The organism is Nocardia jiangsuensis (assembly GCF_042650385.1).
GTDB classification, from domain to species: Bacteria; Actinomycetota; Actinomycetes; order Mycobacteriales; family Mycobacteriaceae; genus Nocardia; species Nocardia jiangsuensis.
In genome coordinates, this window is record NZ_JBHSAX010000002.1 from 83,671 (window position 1) to 107,753 (window position 24,083).

General features: G+C 71.9%; 26 protein-coding genes. 16 read left to right on the plus strand and 10 right to left on the minus strand.

Annotated elements, in window-relative coordinates; all coding sequences use genetic code 11:
- Both ACFO0B_RS00400 and ACFO0B_RS00405 read left to right on the plus strand, forming a co-directional pair.
- The gene (locus ACFO0B_RS00400; protein WP_378610224.1) at positions 1 to 651 is read left to right on the plus strand and encodes a nucleoside/nucleotide kinase family protein; all 651 of its coding nucleotides are present in this window, start codon (positions 1 to 3) and stop codon (positions 649 to 651) included.
- Positions 652 to 731: 80 nt separating this feature from the next.
- Positions 732 to 1,241 (plus strand): potassium channel family protein, encoded by a 510-nt coding sequence (locus tag ACFO0B_RS00405; protein ID WP_378610225.1) that lies wholly within the window; start codon positions 732 to 734, stop codon positions 1,239 to 1,241.
- On the opposite strand, the gene pgi is transcribed toward ACFO0B_RS00405, so the two are convergent.
- Positions 1,210 to 2,850: a glucose-6-phosphate isomerase gene (gene pgi / locus ACFO0B_RS00410; RefSeq protein ID WP_378610226.1), complete on the minus strand. Its 1,641-nt coding sequence runs from the start codon at positions 2,848 to 2,850 to the stop codon at positions 1,210 to 1,212. The genes ACFO0B_RS00405 and pgi overlap by 32 nt on opposite strands.
- 77 nt (positions 2,851 to 2,927) lie before the next feature.
- Here pgi and ACFO0B_RS00415 point away from each other — a divergent pair, with 77 nt between their 5' ends.
- Positions 2,928 to 4,127 (plus strand): NAD(P)/FAD-dependent oxidoreductase, encoded by a 1,200-nt coding sequence (locus ACFO0B_RS00415; protein ID WP_378610227.1) that lies wholly within the window; start codon positions 2,928 to 2,930, stop codon positions 4,125 to 4,127.
- A gap of 62 nt (positions 4,128 to 4,189) precedes the next feature.
- The gene (locus tag ACFO0B_RS00420) at positions 4,190 to 5,650 is read left to right on the plus strand and encodes an NAD-dependent succinate-semialdehyde dehydrogenase (protein WP_378610228.1); all 1,461 of its coding nucleotides are present in this window, start codon (positions 4,190 to 4,192) and stop codon (positions 5,648 to 5,650) included.
- Positions 5,651 to 5,710: 60 nt separating this feature from the next.
- Here ACFO0B_RS00420 and ACFO0B_RS00425 read toward each other — a convergent pair whose 3' ends face one another.
- Positions 5,711 to 6,028: a chorismate mutase gene (locus ACFO0B_RS00425; protein WP_378610229.1), complete on the minus strand. Its 318-nt coding sequence runs from the start codon at positions 6,026 to 6,028 to the stop codon at positions 5,711 to 5,713.
- Between the two features lie 292 nt (positions 6,029 to 6,320).
- Between ACFO0B_RS00425 and ACFO0B_RS00430 the strand changes: the two genes are divergently transcribed.
- Together ACFO0B_RS00430 and ACFO0B_RS00435 are read left to right on the plus strand one after the other, a co-directional pair.
- A complete protein-coding gene (locus ACFO0B_RS00430) occupies positions 6,321 to 8,882 on the plus strand; it encodes a UvrD-helicase domain-containing protein (RefSeq protein ID WP_378610230.1) in 2,562 nt (853 codons plus the stop codon).
- Positions 8,883 to 8,971: 89 nt separating this feature from the next.
- Positions 8,972 to 9,118: a hypothetical protein gene (locus tag ACFO0B_RS00435; protein ID WP_378610231.1), complete on the plus strand. Its 147-nt coding sequence runs from the start codon at positions 8,972 to 8,974 to the stop codon at positions 9,116 to 9,118.
- Here the strand turns inward: ACFO0B_RS00435 and ACFO0B_RS00440 are convergent.
- Positions 9,115 to 10,398 carry a M23 family metallopeptidase gene (locus ACFO0B_RS00440; protein WP_378610232.1) on the minus strand — a complete coding sequence of 428 codons (1,284 nt, stop codon included), beginning with the start codon at positions 10,396 to 10,398 and terminating at the stop codon, positions 9,115 to 9,117. The two genes, ACFO0B_RS00435 and ACFO0B_RS00440, sit on opposite strands and share 4 nt — an antisense overlap.
- A 539-nt stretch (positions 10,399 to 10,937) precedes the next feature.
- Here ACFO0B_RS00440 and sucC point away from each other — a divergent pair.
- From sucC to purH, 6 genes are all read left to right on the plus strand, one after another.
- Positions 10,938 to 12,104, plus strand: coding sequence for an ADP-forming succinate--CoA ligase subunit beta (gene sucC, locus ACFO0B_RS00445; RefSeq protein ID WP_378610233.1), 1,167 nt, complete (start codon positions 10,938 to 10,940; stop codon positions 12,102 to 12,104).
- An 11-nt stretch (positions 12,105 to 12,115) separates the two neighbouring features.
- Positions 12,116 to 13,030: a succinate--CoA ligase subunit alpha gene (gene sucD / locus ACFO0B_RS00450; protein ID WP_378610234.1), complete on the plus strand. Its 915-nt coding sequence runs from the start codon at positions 12,116 to 12,118 to the stop codon at positions 13,028 to 13,030.
- Positions 13,031 to 13,206: 176 nt separating this feature from the next.
- The gene (locus ACFO0B_RS00455) at positions 13,207 to 14,343 is read left to right on the plus strand and encodes a DUF5336 domain-containing protein (protein ID WP_378610235.1); all 1,137 of its coding nucleotides are present in this window, start codon (positions 13,207 to 13,209) and stop codon (positions 14,341 to 14,343) included.
- 69 nt (positions 14,344 to 14,412) lie between these two features.
- Complete coding sequence (locus tag ACFO0B_RS00460) at positions 14,413 to 16,317, plus strand: cell division protein PerM (RefSeq protein ID WP_378610236.1); 1,905 nt, start codon at positions 14,413 to 14,415, stop codon at positions 16,315 to 16,317.
- A 28-nt stretch (positions 16,318 to 16,345) separates the two neighbouring features.
- Complete coding sequence (gene purN, locus ACFO0B_RS00465; protein ID WP_378610475.1) at positions 16,346 to 17,029, plus strand: phosphoribosylglycinamide formyltransferase; 684 nt, start codon at positions 16,346 to 16,348, stop codon at positions 17,027 to 17,029.
- A complete protein-coding gene (gene purH / locus ACFO0B_RS00470) occupies positions 17,026 to 18,591 on the plus strand; it encodes a bifunctional phosphoribosylaminoimidazolecarboxamide formyltransferase/IMP cyclohydrolase (RefSeq protein ID WP_378610237.1) in 1,566 nt (521 codons plus the stop codon). The genes purN and purH overlap by 4 nt, the downstream gene beginning before the upstream one ends.
- A gap of 162 nt (positions 18,592 to 18,753) precedes the next feature.
- Here the strand turns inward: purH and ACFO0B_RS00475 are convergent, their stop codons facing one another.
- Entirely contained in the window at positions 18,754 to 19,224 is a 471-nt protein-coding gene (locus ACFO0B_RS00475) for a hypothetical protein (RefSeq protein WP_378610238.1), read from the minus strand.
- A 175-nt stretch (positions 19,225 to 19,399) separates the two neighbouring features.
- Between ACFO0B_RS00475 and ACFO0B_RS00480 the strand changes: the two genes are divergently transcribed.
- Positions 19,400 to 20,014, plus strand: a complete 615-nt coding sequence (locus ACFO0B_RS00480; protein WP_378610239.1) for a LysM peptidoglycan-binding domain-containing protein — start codon at positions 19,400 to 19,402, stop codon at positions 20,012 to 20,014.
- A 49-nt stretch (positions 20,015 to 20,063) separates the two neighbouring features.
- Here ACFO0B_RS00480 and rpsR read toward each other — a convergent pair whose 3' ends face one another.
- From rpsR to rpmB, 4 genes are read right to left on the minus strand one after another with little or no spacing between them, the layout of a single operon-like run.
- The gene (rpsR, locus tag ACFO0B_RS00485) at positions 20,064 to 20,318 is read right to left on the minus strand and encodes a 30S ribosomal protein S18 (protein ID WP_357025227.1); all 255 of its coding nucleotides are present in this window, start codon (positions 20,316 to 20,318) and stop codon (positions 20,064 to 20,066) included.
- A 34-nt stretch (positions 20,319 to 20,352) separates the two neighbouring features.
- Complete coding sequence (gene rpsN / locus ACFO0B_RS00490; RefSeq protein WP_378610240.1) at positions 20,353 to 20,658, minus strand: 30S ribosomal protein S14; 306 nt, start codon at positions 20,656 to 20,658, stop codon at positions 20,353 to 20,355.
- The gene (gene rpmG, locus ACFO0B_RS00495) at positions 20,658 to 20,828 is read right to left on the minus strand and encodes a 50S ribosomal protein L33 (protein WP_357025221.1); all 171 of its coding nucleotides are present in this window, start codon (positions 20,826 to 20,828) and stop codon (positions 20,658 to 20,660) included. The genes rpsN and rpmG overlap by 1 nt, the downstream gene beginning before the upstream one ends.
- A gap of 10 nt (positions 20,829 to 20,838) precedes the next feature.
- A complete protein-coding gene (rpmB, locus tag ACFO0B_RS00500; protein ID WP_378610241.1) occupies positions 20,839 to 21,075 on the minus strand; it encodes a 50S ribosomal protein L28 in 237 nt (78 codons plus the stop codon).
- A gap of 102 nt (positions 21,076 to 21,177) precedes the next feature.
- Between rpmB and mrf the strand changes: the two genes are divergently transcribed.
- The 3 genes from mrf to rpmF are packed head-to-tail and all read left to right on the plus strand — an operon-like array spanning position 21,178 to position 22,890.
- Positions 21,178 to 22,449, plus strand: a complete 1,272-nt coding sequence (mrf, locus tag ACFO0B_RS00505; protein ID WP_378610242.1) for a ribosome hibernation factor-recruiting GTPase MRF — start codon at positions 21,178 to 21,180, stop codon at positions 22,447 to 22,449.
- Complete coding sequence (locus ACFO0B_RS00510; RefSeq protein WP_378610243.1) at positions 22,446 to 22,712, plus strand: type B 50S ribosomal protein L31; 267 nt, start codon at positions 22,446 to 22,448, stop codon at positions 22,710 to 22,712. The genes mrf and ACFO0B_RS00510 overlap by 4 nt, the downstream gene beginning before the upstream one ends.
- A gap of 4 nt (positions 22,713 to 22,716) precedes the next feature.
- Positions 22,717 to 22,890 (plus strand): 50S ribosomal protein L32, encoded by a 174-nt coding sequence (gene rpmF, locus ACFO0B_RS00515; protein WP_378610244.1) that lies wholly within the window; start codon positions 22,717 to 22,719, stop codon positions 22,888 to 22,890.
- Between the two features lie 170 nt (positions 22,891 to 23,060).
- Here the strand turns inward: rpmF and ACFO0B_RS00520 are convergent, their stop codons facing one another.
- Positions 23,061 to 23,285, minus strand: coding sequence for a hypothetical protein (locus tag ACFO0B_RS00520; protein WP_378610245.1), 225 nt, complete (start codon positions 23,283 to 23,285; stop codon positions 23,061 to 23,063).
- 388 nt (positions 23,286 to 23,673) lie between these two features.
- A complete protein-coding gene (locus ACFO0B_RS00525; protein ID WP_378610246.1) occupies positions 23,674 to 24,051 on the minus strand; it encodes a hypothetical protein in 378 nt (125 codons plus the stop codon).
- Positions 24,052 to 24,083 lie beyond the last annotated feature (32 nt).

Genomic DNA, 24,083 nt, shown 5'->3' on the forward strand with positions numbered 1-24,083 from the left:
ATGACCGGGCCGAGGGGAACCGCGCGCGATGCGTCGATTCCCCTCGGCCCGGTGCCGGGTGAGCTCGCCCGCCGGGTCCGGGCCCGGGCCGGAACGGGTGACCACCGCTTCCTGCTCGGCATCACCGGGCCGCCGGGCACCGGCAAGTCCACCCTGGCCGAGGCGCTGCGCACCGCCCTCGCGCCGGACGCGGAGATCGCCCCGATGGACGGGTACCACCTGTCGAACGCGATCCTGGACCAGCGCGGCGCGCGGGAGCGGAAGGGCGAGCCGGACACCTTCGACGTCGAGGGGTTCGTCGCGAATCTCCGAGCCCTCCGAACCGAAGCCCGAGTCCTCTGGCCCACCTTCGACCGCGCCACGGACGAGCCCACACCCGCGGGTGTCACCTTCACGACCCAGCGTGTCGCCCTGGTCGAGGGCAACTACCTGCTGACCTGGCCGCAGGTCCGCCCCCTCCTGGACGAGGTCTGGTACCTCGACGCCCCGCGCGACCTTCTCGCGCGGCGGCTGCTGGCGCGGCACCGCGCGGGTGGCCGCAGCGAGCATCAGGCACACCGCAAGGTGTACGACAGCGATCTGCGCAATGCCGATCTGATCGCCCGCACCCGCGACCGGGCCGATCTGGTGATCGGTGCGCATGTGCTGTGACCGACGGGGAGCCGTTCGGCGGACTCCCCGGTGCGGCGCGGGTACCGCGACAAGCCGCACGAGGGACACATGATGAACCGATGCCCCCGCCCGACTCGCACCGCACCCGCCTGCTCCGCAACGGGATCGCGATCCTCTGCGCCCTGCTCGTCTACTACGGCATCCCGCTGAACCTGAACCTCGAGGACCGCATCATCGGCGTGCTCGTCTTCCTCGCGGGCCTGGCCGGACTGGCCCAGCTGACCGACCGGCACATCCGCCGCCTGACCGCGGCCCCGCAGCGGGCGGGCAGGCAGGTGGACGGCATTCTGCTGCTGCTCACGGTGACCGTCGTCTTCTTCGCGCTCACCTACTACCTGCTGGCGAAGAACGACCCCGGCCAGTTCGACGGGCTGGTGACGCGCACCGACGCGCTGTACTACACCATCGTCACGCTGGGCACCGTCGGCTTCGGCGACGTGCACGCCGTCGGGCAGACGGCGCGCGTCGTCACCATGCTGCAGATCGTGTTCGACCTGGTTGTGGTCGGCGTCCTGCTCGCCGTCGCCACCGGCGCGATCACCCGCGGGATGCGCGGTACCAGCGAATGAGGGCGTCGGTGGAGGAGTCGTCCTGCGGCTCCGGCTCCTCGGCGGCGGTGAGCAGCGGCTCCAGGGCGAGCGCCTGCTGTTTGCCGAGCTCGACGCCCCACTGGTCGAAGCTGTCGATGCCCCAGATCGCGCCCTCCACGAACACGATGTGCTCGTACAGCGCGATCAGCTGACCCACCACCGAGGGGGTGAGCTTCGGCGCCAGGATCGTGGTGGTCGGCCGATTGCCCGGCATGACCTTGTGCGGCACCAGCTCCGGGGCGGTGCCCTCGGCGGCGATCTCCTCGGCGGTCTTGCCGAAGGCGAGCACCTTGGTCTGCGCGAAGAGGTTGCTCATGAGCAGATCGTGCATGCTGCCGGTGCCGTCCCTGGTCGGCAGGTCGTCGGTGGGGGTGGCGAAGCCGATGAAGTCGGCGGGCACCAGCCGGGTGCCCTGGTGCAGCAGCTGGTAGAAGGCGTGCTGGCCGTTGGTGCCCGGCTCGCCCCAGAAGATCTCGCCGGTGGAGGTGCGCACCGGGGTGCCGTCGGCGCGCACCGACTTGCCGTTGGACTCCATGGTGAGCTGCTGCAGGTAGGCGGGGAACCGGTCGAGGTCGTTCGAGTACGGCAGCACGGCGCGGGATTCCGCGCCGAAGAAGTTCGAGTACCAGACGCCGAGCAGGCCGAGCAGTACCGGGGCGTTGGCCTCGAGCGGCGCGGTCGCGAAGTGCTGATCCACGGCGTGCATCCCGGCCAGGAACTCGGCGAACCGCTCCTTCCCGATGGTCGCCATGACGGAGAGCCCGATGGCGGAGTCCACCGAGTAGCGCCCGCCGACCCAGTCCCAAAAGCCGAACATGTTCGCAGTGTCGATGCCGAACTCGGCGACCCGCTCGGCATTGGTGGAGACCGCGACGAAGTGCTCAGCCACCGCGTCCTCACCGAGCGCGGCGGTGAGCCAGCGCCTGGCCGCGGTGGCGTTGGTGAGCGTCTCCAGGGTGGAGAAGGTCTTGGAGGCGATGACGAAGAGCGTGTGCGCGGGGTCGAGCCCGGTGAGCTCGGCGACCAGGTCGGCGGGGTCCACGTTGGAGACGAAGCGGGCGTCCACACCGGCGTCGGCGTAGTGCCGCAGCGCCCGGTGCACCATGACCGGGCCGAGGTCGGAGCCGCCGATGCCGATGTTCACGACCGTGTGGATGCGCTCGCCGGTGGCGCCGCGCCACTCCCCGGAGCGCACCGCGTCGGTGAACTCGCCCATCCGGCGCAGCACGTCGTGCACCTCGGCGGTGGCGTCGGCGCCGTCGATGGTCAGCCGCTCCCCGGCGGGGGCGCGCAGGGCGATGTGCCCGACCGCGCGGTCCTCGCTGGTGTTGATGTGGTCGCCGCGGAACATGGCGTCCCGGTGCCCGGCGACGTCCGCCTCGCGCGCCAGTTCGGCGAGCAGCGCGAGGGTTTCGCGGGTGACGCGGTGCTTGCTGTAGTCGATGCGCAGGTCGCCGACCTGGACGACGAGCTCGCGCCCGCGCTCCGGATCGTCGGCGAAGAGCTCGCGCAGGTGGATCCCCCTGACACCCTCGTGGTGATCGTGCAGTTTCCGCCAGGCCGCCGACGCGGTGATGTCGCTGCTCACGCCCACCGACATTACAGCGGGCGGGCCGCGGTCACACGGCTCGTTTCGATGCCGGGGAACGGGGGTAGCTCCGGGCGATGACGGCGACCAGACCCGAGCGGCAGTTCGACGTGGTGATCATCGGCGGCGGCAACGCGGGCATCAGCGCGGCCGCCCGGCTGATCCGGCAGGGGATCGAGGATGTCGCCATCGTCGAGCCGAACGCGGTGCACACCTACCGGCCGCTGCTGTCCTACGTCGGCGGCGGTCAGGCGAGCCTCACGCAGGCGGAGCGGACCCAGCGCTCCGTCACGCCCGCCGGAGCGAGCTGGATCCGCGACGCGGTGGTCGCGGTCGAGCCGTCGGCGCACCGGGTGCGCTGCGAATCCGGTGCGGTCGTCGGCTATCGCGATCTCGTCGTCGCGCCCGGTCTGGTCCCCGACACCGACGCACTGCCCGGCCTCGACGCGGCGCTCGACACACCGGGAGTGACCAGCAACTATCTCGACCGGGCCGCGCGGACCTGGGAACTCGTCCGCACCCTCGCACCCGGGAGCCGGGTGGTCTTCACGGTGCCGAGAGCACCGGTGAGCTGCACCGGAACGACGATCAAGCCGCTGTTCCTGGCCGCGGCGCACTGGCGTCGACGCGGGATCCTGGACACCCTCGACCTGGCGTTGGTCGTCGACCGCCCCGACCTGATCGGCGTGCGGGAACTCGACGACGCGCTGCGGTCCAGGCTCGCCGCCCTGAACGTCCGGGTGTGGGACGACAGCACGGTCACCGCGCTGCACCCCGACGTCCAGGCTGTCACCGTCACCGCGGAGGGGAGCGAGCATCGGCTGCCCTACGACCTGCTGCACCTGGTTCCCCCGTTCCGCGGCCCCCGGTGGATCGAGACCTCCGGACTCGCCGCCGCGCCGCACGGGCTCGTCGACATCGATCCCGGGACGCTGCGGCACCGCGCCTTCGACGACATCTGGTCGGCGGGCGACGCCGCCGCGGTCGCCACCGATCCCTCCGGCGGTGCGCTGCGCCGCCAGATCGCGGTGCTCGCCGACAACATCGCCGCCGCCCGCGCCGGAGCCGCGCTGCGCGAATACGACGGCTACACGGTGGCGCCGATCGCCACCGACGCGCACCGGCTCATCCCCGCCGAGTTCGACCGCAGCGGCGCCCTCTCCTCAGCGCTGCCCTCGTTCCTGGACCCGCTCCGGCCGCGCCGCAGCGCGTGGGCCTTCGACCGCTACGTCCTGCCCCGCGTCTATTGGAATCTGCTGCTGCGCGGCCGGCTCTGAGACCCGTTTCCGAGCCGGAGAAGGCTCCCCGCAACCGGGCACGAGGTCATTAGGCTGACGGCATGGCCCTGGAAAAGGAAGCACTCGAAGTTCTGCAGTCCGTCCCCACCTCGCTGTGGATCGGCGGCCCGGCCGATCCGGTCGAGGGCGGCACCTTCGCCGTGCACAACCCGGCGACCGGCGAGACCCTGCTGGAGATCGCAGACGCGGGCCCGCGCGATGCGGTGAAGGCGCTGGACGCGGCGGTCGCGGTGCAGGCCGAGTGGGCCGCGACCCCGTCCCGCGAGCGCGGCGAGATCCTGCGCGCCGTCTTCGAGGCGATCACCGCGCGCAGCGAGGATTTCGCGCTGCTCATGACGCTGGAGATGGGCAAGGCGCTGCCGGAGAGCCGCAACGAGGTGCGCTACGGCGCCGAGTTCTTCCGCTGGTTCGCCGAGGAGGCGGTGCGGGTGCACGGCCGCTACCAGCACTCCCCGCTCGGCACCGGCCGGATCATCGTGCACAAGCAGCCGGTCGGGCCCTGTCTGGCCATCACCCCGTGGAACTTCCCGCTCGCCATGGGCACCCGCAAGATCGGTCCCGCGCTCGCCGCGGGCTGCACCATGCTGGTCAAGCCCGCCTCGGCGACCCCGCTCACCATGCTGCTGCTGGCGAAGCTGTGCGGCGAGGCCGGGCTGCCGGACGGCGTGCTCTCGGTGATCCCGTCCAGCCGCTCGGCCGCCGTCACCAAGCCGCTGCTGGAGGATTCCCGGTTGCGCAAGCTGACCTTCACCGGCTCGACCGAGGTGGGGCGCAAGCTGGTCGAGCAGGCCGCGCCGCTGCTCCTGCGCACCTCCATGGAGCTGGGCGGCAACGCCCCGTTCGTGGTCTTCGACGACGCCGACGTCGATGCCGCGGCGCAGGGCGCCATGCTGGCCAAGCTGCGCAACGGCGGCGAGGCGTGCACCGCCGCCAACCGCTTCCACGTGCAGGCCGGGGTGGCCGAGGAGTTCACCGCCAAGTTCGCGAAGGCGATGGAGTCGGTGGTGCTCGGGCCCGGCACCGACCCGGAGACCACGCTCGGCCCGCTGGTCAGCGAGGACCAGCTGAACACGGTGTCGGAGCTGGTCGAGGACGCGGTCGCGAAGGGCGCGAAGGTCAGGATCGGCGGCGAGCGGCCGGACGGCACCGGCTGGTACTACCCCGCGACGGTGCTCGCCGAGCTGCCAGCCGACGCCCGCATCCTGCGCGAGGAGGTCTTCGGGCCGGTGGCGCCGGTGGTCACCTTCGAGACCGAGGAGGAGGGGCTGGCCGCCGCCAACGACACCGAATTCGGGCTGGTCGCCTACATCTACACCCGGGATCTGGACCGCGCGCTGCGGATCGCGGAGGGGCTGGAGAGCGGCATGGTCGGGGTGAACCGCGGCGTGATCTCCGATACCGCCGCGCCGTTCGGCGGGGTCAAGTCCTCCGGCTTCGGGCGCGAGGGCGGCAGTGAGGGCATCGAGGAGTACCTCTCGACGAAGTACATCGCGCTCACCTGATGCGCGACAGCCGCCCCGATCGGAGAGACCGGGGCGGCTGTCGGACGAGGACCGAAGTGCCTAGTGGCCGAGGCGTCCGCGGCCGAGGCGCAGCAGCAGCATGGCGAGGGTGTGCCCCTCCTGCCCGAGCTCGCTGAAGCGCTCGAGCACCTTCATCTCCCGGCTGTGCACCAGCCGCGGGCCGCCGGAGGCCATCCGGGTCCGGCCGATCACCCGGGAGATCTCACTGCGCCGCTTGATGGCGGCGAGGATCTCCGCGTCGAGCCGATCGATCTCCTTGCGGAGCTTCTCGATCTCGGCCTCGCTCTGCGGGAGCGCGGCGTCGGACCCGGGGGACGACGCGGAATTCGACCCGGCGGTGGTGGCAGGGGTGCTCATCATTCATCTCCTCGTGTCAGAACGTGGATCGGTCGTCATCCCCTTGTCGTTACCGATCAGTTCTTTCACTCTGAAACAGACCTGGTGGACCTTGTATTCTCCCCCCGCACGGTCACACGTGGATCAGGATCCGCGGAAAGGGTGGCCTGCGGACAACCGGAACTCCGGGCTGCGGGTCGGGTCGCTGATCACGCGCCCAGTCTGCCACACCGCCCCCGGCGGGGCCGGTGCGCGGCGGGACCCCCGGTCCGGGCTCGGTTCTGTCGGTGCGCGCCGGTAGCGTGGATGGGCAATGGACATCACGGTGGCGCAGAACGAAACGAACAGGGATCGAACGGGTCCGGCTCCGGCGAAGCGGGTCGCGCTCACCGCGCAGGCCCCGCTCAGCCAGGACGAGCGCGAGCGGCTGCGGGTCGAGCGCGAGCGCAAGCGCGCGGACGAGGCCGAGCACCTGCTCGAGGGGCTGAACCCGCAGCAGCGCGCCGCCGTCGTGCACGCCGGAGCGCCGCTGCTCATCGTCGCGGGCGCGGGGTCGGGCAAGACCGCCGTGCTCACCCGCCGGATCGCCTACCTGCTCGCCGCCCGCGGCGCGCACACCGGGCAGATCCTGGCCATCACCTTCACCAACAAGGCCGCCGCCGAGATGCGCGAGCGGGTGGCCGGGCTGGTCGGGCCGCGCGCGCAGAGCATGTGGGTCTCCACGTTCCACTCCAGCTGCGTGCGGATCCTGCGCATGCAGGCCGCGCTGCTGCCCGGGATGAACTCGAACTTCTCCATCTACGACGCGGACGATTCGCGCCGGCTGCTCACCATGATCAGCCGCGACATGGAGATCGACGTCAAGAAGTACTCGGCCCGGCTGCTCGCCACCGCCATCTCCAACCTGAAGAACGAGCTGATCGGCCCGGCGCAGGCGGTCGCGGACGCGGAGTCGGACGAGTCCGAGCTGCCCACCCTGGTCGCCAAGGTCTACACCGAGTACCAGCGCAGGCTGCGCGCGGCGAACGCGCTCGACTTCGACGACCTGATCGGCGAGACGGTCGCGATCCTGCGGAACCACCCCGAGGTGGCCGAGTACTACCGCCGCCGCTTCCGGCACGTCCTCGTCGACGAGTACCAGGACACCAACCACGCGCAGTACGTGCTGATCCGCGAGCTGGTCGGGCACGCGATCAGCGCGCCGGAGCAGGGGCCCGACGGCCGCGAGCTGCACAGCGAGGTGCCGCCGAGCGAGCTCTGCGTGGTCGGCGACGCCGACCAGTCCATCTACGCCTTCCGCGGCGCGACGATCCGCAATATCGAGGAGTTCGAGCGCGACTTCCCGGACGCGGAGACCATCCTGCTGGAGCAGAACTACCGCTCCACCCAGCACATCCTCTCCGCCGCGAACGCGGTGATCGCGCGCAACGAGAACCGGCGCGAGAAGCGGCTGTGGACCGATTCCGGCGAGGGCGACCTGATCGTCGGCTACGTCGCGGACAACGAGCACGACGAGGCCTCCTTCGTCGCGCGGGAGATCGACCGGCTGGTCGACGCGGGCGACGCCAACTACGGCGACGTCGCGGTCTTCTACCGCACCAACAACAACTCGCGCGCCCTGGAGGAGATCTTCATCCGGATGGGGCTGCCGTACAAGGTGGTCGGCGGCGTCCGGTTCTACGAGCGCAAGGAGGTGCGCGATATCGTCGCCTACCTCAGGGTGCTGGCGAACCCGGAGGACGCGGTGAGCATGCGCCGCATCCTGAACACCCCGCGCCGCGGCATCGGCGACCGGGCGGAGGCCTGCGTCGCGGTGCACGCCGAGCAGCGCGGCCTCGGCTTCGGGGCGGCGCTGCGGGACGCGGCGGACGGCAAGGTCGCGCTGTTGAACACCAGGGCGCAGCGCGCCATCGCCGGCTTCCTCGACCTGCTGGACGAGGTGCGCGCGCTCGGCGCCCAGCCGGACGCCGCCTACTTCGACGTCGGCACCGTCGTCGACGCGGTGCTCGACCGCACCGGCTACCGCGCCGAGCTGGCGGCATCGGACGACCCGCAGGACGGCGCCCGGCTGGACAACCTGAACGAACTCGTCAGCGTGGCCAGGGAATTCAGCTCCGAGGCGCACAACAACGCCGAGGCGGCGGCCACCGAGGGGCTGGTGCCGGAGGCCGAGGAGGGCGAGCCCGACCCGGGCTCGCTGGCGGCCTTCCTGGAGCGGGTCTCGCTGGTCGCCGACACCGACCAGATCCCGGACGAGGGCACCGGCGTGGTCACCATGATGACCCTGCACACCGCCAAGGGGCTGGAGTTCCCCGTGGTCTTCGTGACCGGCTGGGAGGACGGGCAGTTCCCGCACATGCGGGCGCTCGGCGACCCGACCGAGCTGGCCGAGGAGCGCCGGCTCGCCTACGTCGGCATCACCAGGGCCAGGCAGCGGCTCTACCTCTCGCGCGCGGTGGTGCGCTCCGGCTGGGGCCAGCCGGTGAGCAACCCGGAATCCCGTTTCCTCCAGGAGATTCCGCAGCACCTCATCGACTGGCAGCGGCTGGAGCCGGTGAGCCAGACCGGCCCGCGCGGCAGGCGGCGCGGCGAGGACGAGGGCATGGCCAGGGACTGGACCCGGGGCAGCGGCTGGGACGAGCGCCCCGGCGTGCGTGGCGGCCCGCGCAGGCCGGCGCCGGGCGGCGGGGTCAAGCGGAACAACACCGACCTGGTGCTGGCGGTGGGCGATCGGGTGACCGACGACAAGTACGGTCTCGGCCGGGTGGTGGCGGCCGACGGCGTCGGGCCGCTGGCGACGGTGACCATCGATTTCGGCACCGCGGGCACCATCCGGCTGATCCCGCAGTTCAGCCGGTCACTGATGAAGCTCTGAGCAGCTCGCCGCCGCGGTGCTGGGCCCAGCGGCGGCGAGCCGGGTATGGCTCGGCAGCGCGGTCGCGGGGCCGAGCCATCCAGGTATTCGTGATCCGGCCGCCACTGAGCCGTCGCTCGGATCGAGTGCTGGCGGGCGCGGAGCTATCGCGCTCGCACGCGCACTACTGGTACATCGGGGCCGAAGTGGTCAAGCTGGTCGCGCTCTTCGGCCTTGCGATCGTCGCGGCCGGCTAGTCGCCCATCGGGCCGAGGCTGATGCCGCGGGTGGCGAGCCAGGGCTGCGGGTCGATCTTGTTGGAGCCGTTCAGCCAGACTTCGAAGTGGACGTGCGGGCCGGTGGAGAAGCCGCGGTTGCCCATGGTGGCGATCTGGTCGCCTGCCAGCACCCGCTCGCCCTGCGACACCGTCGCGGTGTCGATGTGGCCGTACACGGTGACGGTGCCGTCGTCGTGCAGCAGCCGGACCCACATGCCGAAGCCGGAGGCAGGCCCGGACTCGAGCACCGTGCCGTCGGCGACCGCGTAGATCGGGGTGCCGATCGGCCCGGCGATATCGAGGCCGAGGTGCTGCACGCCCCAGCGGGCGCCGTAGCCGGAGGTGTAGGTGCCGGAGGTGAACTTGGCGAAGAGCGGCCGGAACTTGGCGGATTCGGCCGCTGCCAGATCCTCCGCGTACTTGGCGCCCTTCTGCAGGATGTCGCTGAACTGGTCCAGCCCGGTGGGTGCGGAGATGTTCAGCATCTGCGGCGATTCCGGCGAGGCGACGGACGGGTCGGCGACGCTCATCGACTGCGCGGCGATCTCGTGCACCTGGCCGGCGGCCTCGTAGTCGACGGCCTGCGCGGACTGGCCGGGGGCGGCCAGCGCGGCCTGGCCCGCGGCGACGACCGCGCCTGCGGCGACGGCGACGACGGCGGCCCTGCCCTTGAGCGATCCGGGAGGCGCGGGCAGGCGGTGTGTGCCGGTGCCTGCCTTGTGGCCCGCGCGCGAGCCGATGTAGCGCGGCCGCGGCCCCGACTCCTCGGCCGGTTCCTCCGGCTCGGCGTCCCAGCGCTCGTCCGGGCTCCAGGTCTGCTCGGGGCTCCACTGCGGCTCGGAGTTCCACGCCTGGTCGGCGCTCCAGGCCGGCTCGTCGTAGCCACCGTCCCAGTTCCGCTCGGCGTCCCAGGCGGCGCCTTGCTGCCACTCCTGGGTGGCGGGCTGCTCGCCCCAGGCCGCGTCGGCGTTCCAGGTGGGGGCGTCGTTCCAGTTCTGCTCGGCGTTCCAGGCCTGCTCGGCGCCCCAGGCGGGAGCGGCGGGCGAGCCGTCGTCCCAGGCACCGCCCCGGCCGTCGGTGCCCGGCCAGTGGCCGGGCGTGCCGTCGTGCGGCAGGCAGTGGCCGGTTCTGTCGTCGGGGGTGGTCGGCCGGAAGGGGAGCACGGCTGCCGTCGGCTCGGCGTCCCGGTAGCGGTACAGCGAGCCGACCTGACGGCGGCGGGTGCCCGCGAAGGCGTCGAACGAGAGCGCGTCGGTCATCGGACGGACCGACCGGAGGTGAGGAGAAGCATCGAGGTGTAAATCGTCCTGGTACCGGGCACCCGGTCAGTGAGAGAGCGGCAGTGCACCTGCGGAGTGGTGTGCTGTGACAAGCTTGCCGTCCTCCTCGTGACCTGGCACGTGTCGTGACCTTGCTGTGACATCGACCGCATAACGGTAACGAAACGACTACAAGGCTTCAAGTGCTCGGCCGATTCTGTCCAAGCATGTGAGATTGATCACCGCACGGGACGGTAACGACGCACACCCCGGCGGGCACCGGTGTGAGGGTACGCGAGCCGCCGCCGATGCGCTCACCCTCCTTCCCTCCCCGCTGCCGCTCTACCTGCTTACCTACTCGCCGGTAGCGTTGACCGGCGGTTTTGCGGCCCCCGGCACGCGCCCGTGACCTGTGCCACTCGAGCGGTACGCGGTCGATTCCCGCTCCGCGCGGCTGATTAGAGTCCGAGCCGACCCGCTTGCGACGTCGGGCCCCAACAAAGACGTTGTCATCACAACGCAGACGAGACGGTGAGTACATGGATCTCTTCGAATATCAGGCGAAGGAGCTCTTCGTTAAGCACGGAGTGCCCTCGTCGGAGGGCCGCGTCACGGACACGGCCGAGGACGCGCGCGCCATCGCGGAGGAAATCGGCAAGCCGGTGATGATCAAGTCCCAGGTGAAGGTCGGCGGCCGCGGCAAGGCGGGTGGCGTCAAGTACGCCGCCACCCCGGACGACGCGTTCACCCACGCCTCGAACATCCTCGGCCTGGACATCAAGGGCCACATCACCAAGAAGGTCCTGGTCGCGGAGGCGAAGGACATCGCGGAGGAGTACTACATCTCCTTCCTGCTGGACCGCGCCAACCGCAACTACCTGGCCATGTGCTCGGTCGAGGGCGGCATGGAGATCGAAGAGGTCGCCGAGACCAAGCCGGACCGGCTGGCCCGGATCTCCGTGGACGCCGTCAAGGGCGTCGACCTGGCGTTCGCGCGCTCCATCGCCGAGCAGGGCCACCTGCCCGCCGAGGTGCTGGACGCCGCGGCCGTGACCATCCAGAAGCTGTGGGAGGTCTTCGTCGCCGAGGACGCCACCCTGGTCGAGGTCAACCCGCTGGTCCGCACCCCGCAGGACGAGATCCTCGCGCTGGACGGCAAGGTCACCCTGGACGAGAACGCCTCGTTCCGGCACGCCGACCACGAGGCCTTCGCCGATCGTGACGCCACCGATCCGCTGGAGCTCAAGGCCAAGGAGAACGACCTCAACTACGTCAAGCTGGACGGCGAGGTCGGGATCATCGGCAACGGCGCGGGGCTGGTCATGTCCACCCTCGACGTGGTGGCCTACGCGGGCGAGGCGCACAACGGCGTCAAGCCGGCCAACTTCCTCGACATCGGCGGCGGCGCCTCGGCCGAGGTGATGGCGGCCGGGCTCGACGTCATCCTGGGCGACGAGCAGGTCAAGAGCGTGTTCGTCAACGTCTTCGGTGGTATCACCGCGTGTGACGCGGTGGCCAACGGCATCGTGAAGGCGCTGGAGATCCTGGGCGACGCGGCCACCAAGCCGCTGGTGGTCCGGCTCGACGGCAACCGGGTGGACGAGGGCCGCAAGATCCTCGCCGATGCCGCGCTCCCGCAGGTGACGCTGGCGCAGACAATGGACGAGGGCGCCGACAAGGCGGCCGAACTGGCAGCGGCCAAGTAAGGACAACGGCAATGTCTATCTTCCTGAACAAGGACTCCAAGGTCATCGTCCAGGGCATCACCGGCGGCGAGGGCACCAAGCACACCGCGCTGATGCTGAAGGCCGGCACCCAGGTCGTCGGCGGCGTGAACGCGCGCAAGGCGGGCACCACCGTCGCGCACGTCGCCAAGGACGGCAGCGACGTCGAGCTGCCGGTGTTCGGCTCGGTCGCCGAGGCCATCGAGAAGACCGGCGCCGACGTGTCGATCGCGTTCGTGCCGCCGAAGTTCGCCAAGGACGCCGTCATCGAGGCCATCGACGCGGAGATCCCGCTGCTCGTGGTCATCACCGAGGGCATCCCGGTGCAGGACACCGCGTACGCGTGGGCCTACAACCTGGAGAAGGGCAACAAGACCCGGATCATCGGCCCCAACTGCCCCGGCATCATCACTCCGGGCGAGTCGCTGGTCGGCATCACCCCCGCCAACATCGCGGGCAAGGGCCCGATCGGGCTGGTCTCCAAGTCCGGCACGCTGACCTACCAGATGATGTACGAGCTGCGCGATTTCGGCTTCTCGACCTCCATCGGCATCGGCGGCGACCCGGTCATCGGCACCACCCACATCGACGCCATCGAGGCGTTCGAGAAGGACCCGGAGACCGAGCTCATCGTGATGATCGGCGAGATCGGCGGCGACGCCGAGGAGCGCGCCGCGGCCTTCATCAAGGCCAATGTCACCAAGCCGGTCGTCGGCTACGTCGCGGGCTTCACCGCCCCCGAGGGCAAGACCATGGGCCACGCGGGCGCCATCGTCTCCGGCTCGTCGGGCACCGCGGCGGCCAAGAAGGAAGCGCTGGAGGCCGCGGGCGTGAAGGTCGGCAAGACGCCGTCCGAGACCGCCGCGCTGGCCCGCGAAATCCTGGAGAAGGCGGCCGTCACGGCCTGATCCACACCGGGCGCCAGCGGAGGCCGTCTTCCCAGCGGGGAGGCGGCCTCCGCTCTTCTCGGCTGGTGATGACCCGAGGTGTGGGTTGCAGTAGCGTCGGGGGTAATCACCCGTCGAAAGCCGTGCACGACTCGACCGGCCCGCGCCGCTCGACCCATCGACAAGGAGACGACGACATGTCCTACCCGACCGGGGGCTCCGGGTACAACAACCCCGTCCCGCCCTCCGCCACTCCGAGCACCGGGCAGCAGGCGGGTACGCCGAGCACCGGCGCCGGCGCGACCGGCGCGGCCACCAGCACCTCGGCGACCGGCGTTGCGGGCAAGGGGCTGCCCTTCCTGCTGACGGTGGGTGTGGCGGCGCTCGGCGTGCTGAACTTCCTGCTCGGCTTCCTGCCGTTCCTCACCACCTCCCCGGTGAGCTTCGGCGACACCTCGATCGAGTCGGACGTGTCGAACAGCCTGTTCGACACCGCCTTCGGCGCGGCGATCCTCGGCTTCGCGCTCTTCGCCGGGCTGCTCGCCGCCTTCTCGCTGCTGCCCAAGCAGGCCTGGCTGCCGCCGGCCGCCGCCGCCGCGGTGGTGGCGTTCTTCGCGCTGCTCTTCGTCTCGTTCAACCTGGGCGAGGGGCTGGAGCTGAAGTGGGGCGCCTGGGTGATCCTGGTGCTGCTCTTCGTGCAGGCCGCCATCGCGGTCGCCGCGGTGCTCTTCGAGCTCGGCATCATCAAGCCGCCCGCGCCGCGTCCGGCCGCTCCGGCGCAGCAGAACTTCGGCCAGCAGAACTACGGCCAGCAGGGCGCCTACGGTCAGCAGGGCGGGTACGGCCAGCAGGGTCAGCAGGCGGGGTACGGCCAGCAGGGCGGCTACGGGCAGCAGGGGCAGCAGGCCGGGTTCGGGCAGCAGGCCGGCCCGTCCACCCAGGCCTTCGGCCAGCAGAGCGGGGCGCAGTACCCGGTCCAGCAGCAGCCCTACGGGCAGAGCCAGCCCGCCTACGGGCAGCAGCAGCCCTACGGGCAGCAGTACGGCCAGCAGCAGGGGTACGGCGCGCAGCAGCAGGGGGCCTTCCCCGGCTCGGATCAGGCCACCCAGCACTTCGGCGGGCAGCAGCCGCAGTACGGCGCCCAGGGCTACGGCCAGCCGCAGACCGGGCAGCAGCAGTCCGCTCAGCCGCAGGCCGGGCAGCAGAGCCAGCCCGCCCAGTCCGCCCAGCCGCAGAGCGGCCAGGCCCAGCAGCAGCCGTTCGGCGGGGAGCAGGGCGCCGACCCGACCGCCGAGGCGACAAGGGCCTTCCGCCCCTCGGACGACAACAAGTAGTAGCGCGGCCGCACCGGCCCCGGCGCGCCTGACGACGGCGCGCCGGGGCCGGTGCCACGCTTCACTCCCATGAGCGCCCCGAGAACAACGGCCGAACGCCGCCGTCCGACGCGCCCCGGGCCGGAGCGCCACGGCCCGGAGGGCCATGGCCCGGAGGGCGGCTGGGCGCTGAGCCCGGAGCGGGCGCGGGTGCTCCTGCTGGTCGCGGCGCGACCGGCGACCTTCGCGCTGACCATCGCCACCGTGCTGATCCTGACCACGCTGCTCGCCGCGGGCAGCGGCACCGGGGGCGGGGCCGGCGCCATCGCCGCGAGCTGGCTCGCCATCCACCAGGTGCCGCTCACGATCGGCAAGACCACGCTCGGCGCGCTCCCGCTGCTCGCCACCGCGCTGCTGGTCTGGGGTGTGGCGCGGGAGTGCGCGCACGCCGTCCGGCCGGGCGCGAACCGGGTCGACCTGTCCTGGATCCTGGGCGCCGCGCTGCTCGGGCCGCTGGTGGTGACCTCCATCTGCATCGCGGTCACCGAGGACGCCTCCGCCGTCGTCGCGCTACAGCCGCCGAACCCGCTCGCCGCCTTCCTCTGGGTCTTCGGCTGGCACCTGCTCGGTGCGGGCGCCGGCATCGCGACCCGGCTGCACGACGTCGACCTCCCGCTGCCGCAGCCGCCGCGCTTGGTGCTGGCCGGGCTGCGCGCGGGCGGGCTGATCGTGCTCCGCATGCTGGCCTGCGCGGCCGTCGTCGTCGTGCTCGCGCTGTTCGCGCGTGGCTCCGCCGTGCTCGACGCCTACGCGGGCGCGGACGGGGTGGTCGGCGTGCTCGGCCTCACTCTGCTCTCGATCGGCTACCTGCCCAATGTGGTGGTGGCGACGGTGAGCGTGCTGCTCGGGCCGGGCGCGCAGCTCGGCGGCGCCGAGTTCGGGCTCTTCGGGGTGGTCGGCGGCGCGGTGCCGGGGCTTCCGGTGCTGGCCGCGGTGCCGACCGGCCCGGCCGCCGGATGGTGGCCCGCGCTGCTCGTGCTGCCCGCCGCGGTGGGCGCGCTCGGCGGGCTCGACACCGCGCGCACCTCGGACGACCGGCTGACCGCGCCGTGGGCCACGCTCACCGCCGCCGGCAGCGCCACGCTGGCGCTGCTGCTGCTCGGCGCGGTCAGCGGCGGCACGCTCGGCGACGCGGGCCGGGTCGGCATGCTGCTGCCCGCCTTCGCGGTGATTTCCTTCGGCTGGTTCGCGCTCTTCGGGTACGCCGGGATGGCGCTCGGCAGGCGCTGGAACGTCGAGCTGCGGCGGCCGCGGCTGCGGCGTCCGGCGCCGGTCGCCGAGCGCACCGCGGCGGTGCCGTACGACGAATACGGCTTCGATGCCGACGGATTCGACCGCGACGGGTACGACCGCGATGGTTTCGACGCGCACGGGTACGACGCGCACGGCTACGACCACGAGGGGTACGACGAGCGCGGGTACCACGAGGACGGGCTGCACGAGGACGGCTACGACGACGACGGGTTCGACCGGCACGGCTTCGACGAGGACGGGTACGACACCGAGGGATATCACCGGGACGAGTACGACGACGAGGACGGTGAGCAGGCGGCGGCAGGCGGCGGTGCCGCCGAATACTCCGACGACCGGAGCGCGGACGCGGAGGTCGGGAGCGGCGCCGACGGCGACCGCGCGGCGCCGGGGAGCGGCGACGCCCGGTACGCCGATGACGACGGCGACCACTCGGCGAGCGGGCGGGACGAAGCCGATGGCGCGCGCGCCGACGCGGGACCGGGCGACGACCCCGACCACCCCGGCGCCCGCTACCTCGACGCGGGCGCGGAAGAGCCGTTCGACGCCGAGCTGCTCGACTCCGACGACCCCGTCGGCACCGCGCGAACCCCATCCGCGACCACCGGGACGACCCCGGAGATCCTGGACGCCGAGATCGTGGATGCCGACCTGCCGGACGGTGGCCGCACCCCGGGTCGTTAGGCTCTGGGGCGGCGGTGTTCGGCCCACGATCACGTTGCCGCCGTCCATCTCACGCAGGAGTAGAGCGCTGACGTCACCGTCTGTCGACCGGGTGCCCGCCACCGTCGTCGTGCTCGCCTCGGGCACCGGATCGCTGCTCCGCGCCCTGCTCGAGGCGGCGGCCGCCCCCGGGTACCCGGCCCGGATCGTCGCGGTCGGGGTGGACCGCGAGTGCGCGGCCACCGGGCACGCCGCGGCCGCCGGTATCCCGAGTTTCCTGGTCGCACTCGCCGACCACGCCGACCGCGCCGCCTGGGACCGCGCGCTCACCGCCGCGGTCGCGGAGTACACGCCGGACCTGGTGGTCTCGGCAGGCTTCATGAAGATCCTCGGCCCCGCCTTCCTGGAGCGCTTCGGCGGCCGGATCGTCAATACCCACCCGGCGCTGCTGCCCGCCTTCCCCGGCGCGCACGGCGTGCGGGACGCGCTCGCCTACGGCGTGAAGGTCACCGGCTCGACCGTGCACCTGGTCGACGCCGGCGTCGACACCGGCCCGATCCTGGCGCAGGAGCCGGTGCCGGTGCTGCCCGCCGACGACGAGGCCACGCTGCACGAGCGCATCAAGGTTGTCGAGCGACGGTTGCTGGCGGAGGTCGTCGCCGGCATCGCGACCCGCGGCATTGTCTCCGACGGACGAAAGGCAGTGATCCCAGATGAGCGAGTACCCCGGTGAGTGACCGCAGGCCGATCCGCAGGGCGCTGGTGAGCGTCTACGACAAGACGGGGCTGGAGGAGCTGGCCACCGGGCTGCACGCGGCCGGCGTCGAGATCGTGTCGACCGGCTCCACCGCGGGGCGGATCGCCGCCGCGGGCATCCCGGTGACCAAGGTGGAGGAGCTCACCGGCTTCCCGGAGACCCTGGACGGCCGGGTGAAGACGCTGCACCCGCGGGTGCACGCGGGCATCCTCGCGGACACCAGGCGTCCCGAGCACCTGGCGCAGCTCACCGAGCTCGGCGTCGAGGCGTTCGAGCTGGTCGTGGTGAACCTGTACCCGTTCACCGAGACCGTGGCCGGCGGCGCGACCCCGGACGAGTGCGTCGAGCAGATCGATATCGGCGGCCCGTCCATGGTGCGCGCGGCGGCCAAGAACCACCCGTCGGTGGCGGTCGTGGTGAACACCGACGACTACGCGAGCGTGCAGGCCGCGGTCGAGGCGGGCGGCTTCACCCTCGCCGAGCGGACCGCGCTGGCGGCCGAGGCGTTCCAGCACACCGCGAGCTACGACGTCGCGGTGGCGAGCTGGATGCTCAGTGTCCGGGTGCCGGACGTCGGCGGCGAGCCGGAGGGCTTCCCGGCCTGGGTCGGCGGCACCTGGGAGCGGTCGGCGGTGCTGCGCTACGGCGAGAACCCGCACCAGTCGGCCGCGCTCTACACCAACGGCGACGGGCGCACCGGGCTGGCGCAGGCGGAGCAGCTGCACGGTAAGGAGATGTCGTACAACAACTACACCGACGCCGACGCCGCCTGGCGCGCCGCGTTCGACCACGACGCGGCCGCGGTGGCGATCATCAAGCACGCCAACCCGTGCGGCATCGCGATCGGCGCCGATATCGCCGAGGCGCACCGCAAGGCGCACGCCTGTGACCCGGTGAGCGCGTTCGGCGGCGTCATCGCGGCCAACCGCGAGGTCACGGTGGCGATGGCGGAGCAGGTGGCCGAGGTGTTCACCGAGGTCATCGTCGCCCCCGGCTACGCGGACGGCGCGGTCGAGGTGCTGCAGCGCAAGAAGAACGTGCGCATCCTGATCGCCGAGCCGCCACAGCGGGCAGGCGCCGAGCTGCGCCCGATCAGCGGCGGCCTGCTGCTGCAGCAGCGGGACATCCTGGACGCCCCCGGCGACGACCCGGCGAACTGGACGCTGGCGGCGGGCGATCCGGCCGACGAGGCCACCCTCGCCGACCTCGCCTTCGCCTGGCTGGCCTGCCGCGCGGTGAAGTCCAACGCCATCCTGCTCGCCGCCGACGGCGCCTCGGTGGGCGTCGGCATGGGCCAGGTGAACCGGGTGGACGCGGTGCAGCTCGCGGTGCAGCGGGCCGGCGACCGGGCCAAGGGCTCGGTGGCCGCCTCGGATGCCTACTTCCCCTTCCCGGACGGCCCGCAGCAGCTGATCCAGGCCGGGGTGCGCGCCATCGTGCAGCCCGGCGGCTCGGTGCGCGACCAGGAGACCATCGACCTGGCCCGCGAGGCCGGGGTCACGCTCTACCTGACCGGCGCACGGCACTTCGCGCACTGAGGAGGTCGCTCCGGCGGCCGGGCACCCCGCGGGGCGCCCGGCCGCCGGGGCCGAGGAGCGTGGTGCGTCTGCGCGGCCCCGGCTGTCGCCTCGCTGGTCGACCGGCGCGATGCGGCGCCGCGCGAGCCCCGGCGGATCACGACGAGCCGCTGCCCAGCCGGGTCACGCCGCGCTGAGCACCTGCCGCTGCCCCAGCGGCGAGGGCAGCTGCACCTCGAGGCTCCCGGTCACCGCGATCAGGGTGCACATGCGGCTCGCCGCATCGGGCCTGCGCCCCGCCCTGAGCTCGATCGTCACCGCGGCATCGGTCTCCGCGATGACCTTTGCCGACACTCCGTAACACTCCGGCGAACCGGTTTCGAAGACCACCGCGAGCCGATCCGCGCCCACCCGCGAGTAGGAGCCGAACGGAATCGGGTACGCCTCGACCAGCACCGGAGACTCCGTGAAGGGCCGCGGGGGCAGCCCCGGCTCGCCCTCGACCGGCATGCTCGGCGCCGCGGAAGTGGACGAAACCGACTGCGCGGCAGAGTCGTTCCCCTCCGATGTGGAGCCCCCGCACCCCGCGCAGACGACGGTGCCGAGCAGCAGGGCGAGCGCGGCGACCCGCCGCGGGAACGAGATCCGAGCCATGCCACCGACCCTAGCCGCTTCCCGTCGGACCGGGTGCCGGGTGAATTGTGAGCGAATCCCCCGCCCGGCACGGGCGCTCTCCGCCGAACGCCAGTACATTCGGTGACGGTTTGCCCCGAACGCCCGGTGGCACACCGTATTCGAACAATTCAGGCTGACTTCCGGAAGGACGAACGTGGTCGATACGCTGCGCGTAGGTGAAGAACTGGGGCTGGGGCAGTCGCTGACGGGCGGGGCCTACACCCTGACCCTGCAGAACGACGGCAATCTGGTGCTCTCCGAGCCCGGCGGCACTGTGCTGTGGTCCACCCAGACCCACGATCAGGGTGTGCGCAACGCGGTGCTGCAGCACGACGGCAACTTCGTGCTCTACAAGGACGGCAGCGACGCCGCCTGGTCCACCGAGACCAATGACCGGTCGGCCGATCGCCTGGTGGTGCAGGCCGATCGCAACGTGGTGCTCTACGGCACCGACGGCAGCGCGCTGTGGGCCTCCGGCACCGAGACCGACAACCCGCTGCCCGCCCCGGAGCCGGTCGCCGAGGCCGCCCCCGCGGAGCCGGAGCCGGTCGCCGAGGCCGTCGCCCAGCCGGCCTTCGAGCAGGCCCCGGCCGACGTGCCCCCGCCGCCGCCCGCGCCGCGCACGCACACCGTCGAGCCCGGTGACACGCTGTGGGCCATCGCCGAGCACTTCTACGGCGACGGCAACCGCTACCACGAGATCGCGGCGGCCAGCGGCGTCGACGACCCGGACCTGATCCACCCGGGCCAGGTACTCACCATCCCGTGAGACGACCGAGGCCCGGTGCGCGCGCACCGGGCCTCGCTGGTCGCCGGGATCAGCGGCTGGTGAACGGCAGCAGCGCCATCTCACGGGCGTTCTTGACGGCGATGGCGACCTGTCGCTGCTGCTGCGGGGTGAGCCCGGTGACCCGGCGGCTGCGGATCTTGCCGCGATCGGAGATGAACGTGCGGAGCAGGTTCACGTCCTTGTAGTCGACGTGCTCGATGCCCGCGGCGATCAACGGGTTCTTCTTCGGGCGGCGCGCCTGCTCGGCACGGACCTTCTTCGACGGTGCTCGCTTCACTGCCATGCTGACGACTTCCTTCTCCGCGATCGTGGATGATCTACCAGCTCGATTTGCGCACTCCGGGCAACTCGCCCCGGTGCGCCATCTCGCGCACCCGGACCCGCGAGAGCCCGAACTTCCTGAGGTGGCCGCGCGGTCGACCGTCGGCGGCGTCCCGATTGCGCAATCGTACCGGACTGGCGTCACGCGGCATTTTCCGCAGCTCGGCCTGTGCGGCGGCCCGTAGCTGGTCCGGCGTGGCCGGCTTGCGGACGAGCTCCTTCAGCTCCGCCCTGCGCTCGGCATACCGCGCGACGATCACCCGGCGCTGCTGATCCCGCGCGATCTTCGACTTCTTCGCCATCAGCGCTCCTCCCGGAAATCCACGTGCCTGCGCACGACGGGGTCGTACTTCCGCAGCACCATCCGGTCCGGGTCGTTACGCCGGTTCTTCCTGGTGACGTAGGTGTAGCCGGTTCCGGCCGTGCTCTTCAGCTTCACGATCGGCCGGAGTTCGGTCGACTTCGAGGCCATGTGCCCCTCCTCAGAATTTCTCGCCGCGGGCCCGCAGCCGTGCCGCCACGGCCTCGATCCCGTCGCGATCGATGGTCTTGATGCCCTTCGCGGAGACGGTCAGCGTGATCCGGCGCCCCGCGCTGGGCAGGTAGTAGGTCTTGCGCTGGATGTTCGGATCCCAGCGCCGGTTGGTGCGCTTGTGCGAGTGCGAGACGGATTTGCCGAACCCGGGCGCGCGCCCGGTGACCTGGCAGTGGGCCGACATGACCCGACCTCCTATTGAATATCGTTTTCGACAATGGCCGTTCGACACTGTAGCGTCGGCACCCAGCAAATGAAAACCGTTGTCGAAAGGAATTTTGTTCCGGTGGCCGATCCCGTCTCCGCGTCCGACCGGCGCACCCCCGTCGTCCTGCTCACCGGCAGCGGCCCGCGCGGGGTGCCGGAGGCGCTGCTCCGCGCGCCCGGCACCGTCGTCGTCCGGCACGATCTGCGTGACCTCCGTGAGGGGGTGGTCCGGCGGACCGTGCTGGACGGCGACCGCGCCGAGCTCTCCGTGCTCGAGCTCGCGCACGGCTGCGTCTCCTGCACGCTCCGCGGCGACCTGCTGCCGCTGCTGCGCACGCTCGCGGCGCGGGAGCCGGTGCGCCGCATCGTGCTCGACCTCGACGCCGCTTTCGAGGCGGACTCGGTGTGCGAGGCGATCGAGCACGTCGTGGTGGCGGGGATGGTCGGCAGGCCGGACGCGCCCGCGAGCCGCGACGTGCGAGTCTCGGCGGTGCTCGCCTGCCTGGACGAAGACACCTGGTTCGCCGACGCCACCGGCGACGACACCCTGGCCGAGCACGGCCTGACCACGGTCGACGACGACCGCACGGTGGCGCAGACGGCGCTCGGCCGGGTCGAGTCCGCGGACGCGCTGCTGATCGCGGGCAGCGCCGACCCGGTGCGGCGGGTGCGCACCGCGGCCGTGCTGGACCGGCTGGTCCCCGGCGTTCCCGCGCTGCGCGCTGAGCCGGGCGCCGAGCCGGCCGCCGACGCGATCGAGGCGCTGCTCGCCGTGGTCCCCGAGCGCGCTCGCGGCTTCGACCCGCACGCGCCGCTGCTGCGCGGGCAGCCGCCGCTGAGCCGGGAGCACGGCGTCGAGTGGGTGGAGTTCGCCGCCGACCGGCCGTTCCACCCGGCCCGGCTGCACGAGGCGCTGGACGTGCTGCTGGACGGCGTCGTCACCGCGCGCGGCCGGATCTGGCTGGCCACCCAGCCCGCCGACGTGGTGTGGCTGGAGTCGGCGGGCGGCGGGCTCCGGGTCGGGGGAGCGGGGCGCTGGCTGGCCGCCATGACCCCGGCCGAGCGGGCCGCCGTCGACCCCGAGCGCGCCGCGCTGGCCGCGCTGCGCTGGGACGAGCGCTTCGGTGACCGGCACGTCTCGCTGGTCGTGCTCGTGCACGACGCCGACCCGGCCGAGATCCGGCGGGCCATGCACTGGGCGCTGGTCGAGGACGACGAGCTGCGCCTCGTCGCGCGGTCGCCGCAGGTCGTCGCCGGGTGGGATGACCCGTTCGGCGAGCAGCACACCGATCCGTGCGCCGACCCGTCCGGGGTCGGCGCCGAGGGCATGCAGAGAGAGGACAACGCATGAAAGCAGGGATTCACCCGGAGTACCGGCCGGTGGTCTTCGAGGACTCCAGTACCGGGGCGCGGTTCCTGACCCGCTCGACCGCGGGCAGTTCGCGCACCGTCGAGTGGAGCGACGGGGGCAGCTACCCGCTCATCGTCGTGGATGTGACCTCGGATTCGCACCCGTTCTGGACCGGGGCGAACCGGGTGCTCGACACCGCGGGGCGAGTCGAGAAGTTCGAGCGCAGGTACGGGCGGCGTGCTCGCCCCGGCCGGGAGGGGTGATCCGGTGGCAGTCCCCAAGCGGCGGATGTCGCGCAGCAATACGCGGAGCAGGCGGGCGCAGTGGAAAGCCGTCGCCCCCGACCTCGTCACCGTGACCGTCGGCGGTATCGCCCACCGGGTGCCCCGCCGCCTCGTCGCCGCCGTCCGCCGCGGACTCGTCGACCCGTCCCGGATCTGATCCGGACTCGCGCCACCGCCCATATCACTCGGCGCGAGCGCCGTTCGGCCAGCTCTGCCGGTAGCAGGTCGGGACAGCTTTCGGGCGAGCCGGGGGCGGCGCACAGGACAGTGCGCCGCCCCCGTCGAACGTTCCCGTTGCGCGAGTACCGGCCGATGCGGCGGAAAGAACTACCCCTCGCGCCCGGCGAGATCGACGAGCGCCGCCGCGAGGCGGAAGTACTTGTTGTTCCCGAGATCAGCGATCGTCTTGATCTTCAGCGCGTCCAGCAGCTTCTGATCCGCCGCCTCGGTGAGCCCGGCGAACGCCGAGGGCGGAGCGGCGAGAATCTCCTGCAGCGACTGATCCTCGAACGCCTTGTCGAGGGCCTTGTCGAGCGTGACGGTGACAGCCATGCGGAACTCCTTCGAACGAACGAACCCGGATGCGTCGTGCGCGCCGACAATAACCCGGTTTCGAGCGCGCCGGGCCGGGAACGCGCGGTGTGATCCAGCGTAAGGACCCTCGACAGGGTGGGCCCGCTGGGCAAACACGCCGCGACCCCCTGAACCCGCCGGACCTTTCACGATGTTTCGATCGGCGATGCGAAAAGTTTGCGGCAGAGCGTGGTCCAGACCACAGGTTGGTTTGGACCCCTATAAAAGTCCTGCCGAATGAGTGGATTTCACCGATCCGCACCGGTACCCTCGTGCGGGAGGGCGGGTTCCTCGAAGGCCCGGTTTGGCCGGTGCCCCAAGGGAACCCGCTCATCGCCAAGCTCCACCAGCGGATTTCCACCCCGTTTCAAGGGTGACGTTCCGGTCCTTCGGTAGGGGCGGCCAGCTCGGCAGGCCGAGCGGGCAGCAGCGATTCCAACCGCTCCACCAGCGCCACCGCAGGCCCCTCCAGCAGCGACAGCGGGAACGGCAGCCGCCGCTCGATCAGCCCGCGCAGCTCCGCCGAGAGATCGGCTGTCGTGGCCTCCAGCTCACTGATCTCGGTCCGCAGCGCCACGATCTGGCCGCGCAGCGCCTCCGCCTGCTCGCGCAGCGCCGAGGTGTCGGCGCGGATCGCGGCCACCGCCCCCGCCAGCGTGGCATCCGGCTCCCCGAGCCCGGCGGGCTCGGGGACGCGCAGCTGCCGCCGGATCTCGCGCAGCACGGCTTCCTGTTCCGGGGTCACACCCCGCTCCCTCCTGGTCGCCGCGCGAGCCG

Coding starts and splice junctions, on each gene's coding strand:
- ACFO0B_RS00420 (WP_378610228.1), top strand. CDS start 4,190: ATGGCCCTGGAAAAGGAAGCACTCGAAGTTCTGCAGTCCGTCCCCACC.
- sucC (WP_378610233.1), top strand. CDS start 10,938: ATGGATCTCTTCGAATATCAGGCGAAGGAGCTCTTCGTTAAGCACGGA.
- sucD (WP_378610234.1), top strand. CDS start 12,116: ATGTCTATCTTCCTGAACAAGGACTCCAAGGTCATCGTCCAGGGCATC.
- rpsR (WP_357025227.1), bottom strand. CDS start 20,318: ATGGCAGTGAAGCGAGCACCGTCGAAGAAGGTCCGTGCCGAGCAGGCG.
- ACFO0B_RS00400 (WP_378610224.1), top strand. CDS start 1: ATGACCGGGCCGAGGGGAACCGCGCGCGATGCGTCGATTCCCCTCGGC.
- ACFO0B_RS00475 (WP_378610238.1), bottom strand. CDS start 19,224: ATGGCTCGGATCTCGTTCCCGCGGCGGGTCGCCGCGCTCGCCCTGCTG.
- rpsN (WP_378610240.1), bottom strand. CDS start 20,658: ATGGCGAAGAAGTCGAAGATCGCGCGGGATCAGCAGCGCCGGGTGATC.
- rpmG (WP_357025221.1), bottom strand. CDS start 20,828: ATGGCCTCGAAGTCGACCGAACTCCGGCCGATCGTGAAGCTGAAGAGC.
- ACFO0B_RS00510 (WP_378610243.1), top strand. CDS start 22,446: ATGAAAGCAGGGATTCACCCGGAGTACCGGCCGGTGGTCTTCGAGGAC.
- ACFO0B_RS00430 (WP_378610230.1), top strand. CDS start 6,321: ATGGACATCACGGTGGCGCAGAACGAAACGAACAGGGATCGAACGGGT.
- ACFO0B_RS00415 (WP_378610227.1), top strand. CDS start 2,928: ATGACGGCGACCAGACCCGAGCGGCAGTTCGACGTGGTGATCATCGGC.
- ACFO0B_RS00455 (WP_378610235.1), top strand. CDS start 13,207: ATGTCCTACCCGACCGGGGGCTCCGGGTACAACAACCCCGTCCCGCCC.
- ACFO0B_RS00520 (WP_378610245.1), bottom strand. CDS start 23,285: ATGGCTGTCACCGTCACGCTCGACAAGGCCCTCGACAAGGCGTTCGAG.
- ACFO0B_RS00425 (WP_378610229.1), bottom strand. CDS start 6,028: ATGAGCACCCCTGCCACCACCGCCGGGTCGAATTCCGCGTCGTCCCCC.
- rpmB (WP_378610241.1), bottom strand. CDS start 21,075: ATGTCGGCCCACTGCCAGGTCACCGGGCGCGCGCCCGGGTTCGGCAAA.
- ACFO0B_RS00405 (WP_378610225.1), top strand. CDS start 732: ATGCCCCCGCCCGACTCGCACCGCACCCGCCTGCTCCGCAACGGGATC.
- ACFO0B_RS00440 (WP_378610232.1), bottom strand. CDS start 10,398: ATGACCGACGCGCTCTCGTTCGACGCCTTCGCGGGCACCCGCCGCCGT.
- ACFO0B_RS00460 (WP_378610236.1), top strand. CDS start 14,413: ATGAGCGCCCCGAGAACAACGGCCGAACGCCGCCGTCCGACGCGCCCC.